This window comes from Pseudomonas sp. P5_B2, assembly GCF_056400445.1.
Genome location: NZ_JBFULH010000374.1, coordinates 1 through 4,058 on the forward strand (window position 1 = coordinate 1; position 4,058 = coordinate 4,058).

The 4,058-nt window shown below is 59.9% G+C and carries 3 protein-coding genes and 1 pseudogene; 2 read left to right on the plus strand and 2 right to left on the minus strand.

The window, feature by feature from the left end; all coding sequences use genetic code 11:
* Positions 1-108: 108 nt before the first annotated feature.
* Both AC1DRJ_RS20665 and AC1DRJ_RS20670 read right to left on the minus strand, forming a co-directional pair.
* Positions 109-477, minus strand: a pseudogene (locus AC1DRJ_RS20665) (LysE family translocator); the annotation flags it as partial.
* Between the two features lie 90 nt (positions 478-567).
* Entirely contained in the window at positions 568-1,464 is an 897-nt protein-coding gene (locus AC1DRJ_RS20670) for a DMT family transporter (RefSeq protein ID WP_477803776.1), read from the minus strand.
* Positions 1,465-1,552: 88 nt separating this feature from the next.
* Here AC1DRJ_RS20670 and AC1DRJ_RS20675 point away from each other — a divergent pair, with 88 nt between their 5' ends.
* Complete coding sequence (locus AC1DRJ_RS20675; RefSeq protein ID WP_477803777.1) at positions 1,553-2,884, plus strand: aminotransferase-like domain-containing protein; 1,332 nt, start codon at positions 1,553-1,555, stop codon at positions 2,882-2,884.
* 64 nt (positions 2,885-2,948) lie between these two features.
* Entirely contained in the window at positions 2,949-4,001 is a 1,053-nt protein-coding gene (locus AC1DRJ_RS20680) for a sterol desaturase family protein (protein ID WP_477803778.1), read from the plus strand.
* Positions 4,002-4,058 lie beyond the last annotated feature (57 nt).

The window sequence follows — 4,058 nt, forward strand, 5'->3', positions numbered from 1 at the left end:
AAACCTGGCAGATTTTACGTAGCAACGCAGAGTTCAAAACAGCGCATGCGTTTCCACACGGCCTGGGTTGGAAGTGTTCTATCGAGAGGATTCATATTGCCCATCATTCGGATTGCCGGCCGCCACCAGAAACTCCTGCCGCGCCAACGCAAGCACACCGACCGGTGCACGGGTGTCAGCGCTCTCGGCGCCAGGGTCGGCGCGCCACAATTGCCAGGCGAGGTAAAACAGGTAGGCCGCGCCGAGAATCTTGATCCCGTAGAACAGCAATTCGGAGGTTTGCAGCACCACGGCCAAGCCGGCAGAGGCGAGGGCGATCATGCCGGCAAATGCCAGTAACCGACCGATCCCGGCCACGCAGGAGGTGCGATAGCCGTAACGCGTCGAGTTGCTGACCGACAGCAGGTTATTCGGGCCAGGCGCCATGTTCAGGGCAAAGCACGCCGGCAAAAAAAGGGTGAGGGTGGCGAGGTCCATGACGAGTCTCCGAAAACCAGAGCGCTATTTTTATCATGGGCAGCGTGCGGCTCGCCCGGTACAGCCATGAACGCAAGCCGCAGTACACTTTCATTTGGCAAATTTTCTCGCGCCCGCCACACAGAAAATCACGGCCACGGTGACCCCCAACATGCCGATGCTGACCTGTTCGTGCAGCAATGTCGCCGCCAGTGCCAAGCCAAAAAACGGCTGTAACAACTGCAACTGTCCCACCGCCGCAATCCCGCCCTGCGCTAATCCGCGATACCAGAACACAAAACCGATCAGCATGCTGAACAGCGACACATACCCCAGGCTCACCCAGGCCGGCACACTGATTCCAGAAAACGAAACGGGCATCCGCCACAAGGTCAACGCAGCCATCAGCGGCAGCGACAACACCAAGGCCCAGCAAATCACCTGCCAGCCGCCCAGCGTTCTGGACAGTTTGGCGCCTTCGGCATACCCCAGGCCACACGCCAGAATCGCCAACAGCATCAGAACGTCACCGAGGGGGGACGCGCTCAGCCCCTGAGAAACGGCGAAGCCAATCACCAGCAAACTCCCCAGCACCGAAAAAACCCAGAACTCCAGGCGTGGATGCTCGCCACCGCGCAACACGCCGAAGACGGCGGTGGCGAGCGGCAGTAGGCCGACGAAGACGATGGAGTGCGCCGACGTCACGTATTGCAACGCCAGCGCCGTCAGCAACGGARAGCCGACCACCACGCCCAGTGCCACGATGATCAACGACAGCAACTGACTGCGCGCCGGGCGTTGTTGCTTGAACAGCCACAGCATGCACAGCGCCAGCACGCCGGCGATGGTGGCGCGGGCGACTGTCAGAAACACGGGGTCGAATTCGAGCACGGCCACCCGGGTAGCGGGCAGCGAGCCGCTGAAGATCAGCACGCCGATCAAGCCATTGATCAGTCCGCTTGCGTGTTTGTCCAGCGCAGGGTTCTTAAGCGTTGAGGTCCTTTCCATCGACTGTCTCCGTATCGGGTTTGCGTTAGGGGCATCCTATGGTCCAGGATTAAGAACAATCAAAAAATTGTCATGGATACATCCCACGATGCCACGCTCCCGCTACAAGTCGCTGGTGGACACTTTTGCTGCCGATATCCACACGGGTCGCTTGCTGCCCGGCACGCGCTTGCCGACACACCGCCAGTTGGCCTTCAGCGAAGGCTTGGCGCTGGTCACCGCCAGCCGGGTCTATGCCGAGCTGGAAGCCATGGGCCTGGTCAGTGGTGAAACCGGGCGCGGGACGTTTGTTCGCGAGACTTCGTTGCCGCCCAGTCATGGCATCGATCAGCCGGACGTCGCGGCGGGGGTGATCGATCTGAACTTCAACTATCCCTCGCTTCCGGGGCAAGGCGATCTGTTGCGCAATGCCTTGCGCCAACTCGCATTGTCCGGCGACCTGGAATCACACTTGCGCTATCAGCCCCATGCCGGGCGTGCGCATGAGCGCGCCTCCATCGCCCGCCATTTGCGTAGCCGTAGTCTGACGGTTGAAGCCGAGCAGGTGTTGATTGTCAGTGGCGCCCAGCATGGCTTGGCGGTGACGCTGATGGCGCTGTTGCGACCCGGTGACGTTATCGCGGCCGATGCGCTGACCTATTCAGGTTTTAAAGTGCTGGCCGAAGCATTGCACCTTGAAATCGTCGCCATCCCGGTGACGGAGCAGGGGCCGGATCTGGAGGCGCTGGAAAAGCTGTGTCGCAGCCGGACAGTGCGTGCCGTCTACACCATACCGACCCTGCATAATCCGATGGGCTGGGTGATGCCTGCCGATCAACGCGAGCAACTCGTGGCGATTGCACGCAAGCATGATCTGCACATCATTGAGGACGGGGCGTACGCGTTTCTCGCTGAGCAAGCGCCGCCGCCCCTCGCTGAGCTGGCCCCGGAACGGACCGTCTACGTGTCCGGCTTTTCCAAGAACGTCGCCACCGGTCTGCGCGTGRGTTTCATCGCGGCACCGGCGCAAAGGGTGGCGGCATTGGAGCGCTCGATCAGGGCGACCACCTGGAACACCCCGGGCGTCATGACGGCCATCGCCTGCGCCTGGCTCGACGACGGCACCGTCACCCGCCTCGAAGCGCAAAAACGCGAAGACGCACAAGCCCGACAAAAGCTGGCGGATGAGGTGCTGGGTGGGCTTCACGTTATCCGCCACCCGTCGTCGTACTTTCTGTGGTTGCCCCTGTCGGAAGACGCACGGGCAGACCGGATCGCCGTGGCGTTGATGCAAGAGCAGGTCTCGGTATCCACCGCTGAGCCATTTGCGGTTTCAGTTCATGTTCCGCACGCCTTGCGGTTGGCGCTGGGCTCGGTGGACCTGGAGACGCTTCGCCATGCGCTGGCGAAAGTGAAGTGGGTGGTGCAGGCCCATACGTAAAAAGCGCTAGCGCCTTTAGCCGACTGAACTACAATTCCCTCACTTTTTTGGAGGCCAGCCGGTCGTGGATGCATTTTCGTTTGTCTATGACTGCCTGTCCCGATGGGTGATAACGCCAGTTATCCACCAGTTTCTTGGCATCTTTGATTTGAATGGGCGCTTCGGCCTGCTGTTTCTGGCGTCCTCCTACAGCGTTGCCTATGGGCTGTTTCGTTTCCGGAAATCTCGCGGGCTGACGAACGCCCCGACCTTCTGGCAATTCATCGGCGGCAAGCAGGTTTACCTGCATCAGTCGGCATTGCTGGATTACCGCTACTACTTCGTTCGCGCCATTCTGAAAGTCATGCTGGTACTGCCCATCGTCGCACTGGTGGACCCGCACATCCTGCGCTCCGCCGACTACGTGGGCTTTTTCACCAACCTGTGGGGCGCGCGCACTCAAGTCGAGGAACACCTTGCGTTGTCGCTGCTCTATGGGGTCGGCGTGTTTATGGTCAAGGACTTCGCCAACTATTGGGGGCACCGCGCCTTCCATACCCGCTGGCTGTGGGACTTCCACAAGGTCCACCATTCGGCCCCTGTGTTGGTTCCGGCGACCGCGAGCCGGCTGCACTTTGTGGAAAAAATTGTCGAAAAAGTGACGAATACGCTGTGCATCGGTGTTTACGCCGGTGTCTTCTGGTACGCCTGTGGCGGCGAAATCAGCCGTTACACCCTGTTTGGCGTGACCTGGATGGTGTTGATCCTCAACGGGTTTGCCGCCAACCTGCGCCATACCCATGTCTGGCTGTCGTTTGGTCCCATGGTCGAGCATGTGTTGAACAGCCCGGCCCAGCACCAGATTCATCACAGCGATGCGCCGAAACACGTCAACAAGAACTTCGGTATCAACCTGTCGCTCTGGGACTGGATGTTTGGCACGCTCTATGTCACCACTTCCAAGCCCGAAACTCTCCGCTTTGGCACCGGCGACGCGGATCACTTGCGTTACCTGACGGTGTACAGCCTGATCGTCACGCCTTTTATGGACATCGCCCGAAAAATCCGCCTGACCAAACCTGAGCAGACCCTTGCCCCCGAGGTAGTTGAGCAGTCGAGGGACGTTCCACTTCGGTAACAGCACGCCCTCAAACACATACATGACCTAAGCTTGTTCACAGACGTATGTTCAGTG